The sequence below is a fragment of the Bergeyella anatis genome (assembly GCF_036016955.1).
In the GTDB taxonomy this organism is placed as follows: Bacteria; Bacteroidota; Bacteroidia; order Flavobacteriales; family Weeksellaceae; genus JAYWXI01.
On record NZ_JAYWXI010000181.1, the window covers coordinates 1 to 333 of the forward strand.

At 37.8% G+C, this 333-nt stretch carries 1 protein-coding gene; it reads left to right on the top strand.

Annotation, left to right across the window (positions count from 1 at the left end; translation table 11 throughout):
• Positions 1-20: 20 nt before the first annotated feature.
• On the top strand, positions 21-333 hold a 313-nt coding region (locus VQ048_RS12840; RefSeq protein ID WP_327612000.1), incomplete at its 3' end, for a hypothetical protein.

Consider the following 333-nt stretch of genomic DNA (forward strand, 5'->3'; position numbering starts at 1 on the left):
AAGCCCAACGCCTTAAAGTGTTGGACAATATAGAGAATGATGATTGTTTTTTGTCGGTTAATTACCGAGATACCTTTGTGGATTTTTACAAGACCACACAACCGAAACTAACAGAAGAACCAACCTCAAATTTAGAGAGTTTATTAGACAGTGCGAGTTGGACTTTTGTGGAGTTAGAGCAGAAAGAACAAGAGCAATTTTCAGCCCCTCAAAGCACTTTAAATTGTTACCGATTAAAACTTGACCGATATGGAAATATATACTATACCGCTCACGGGAAGCATACGGGCGAGGAATTTTGGACAGCTGAAATGGAATTAACAAAAATTTTGA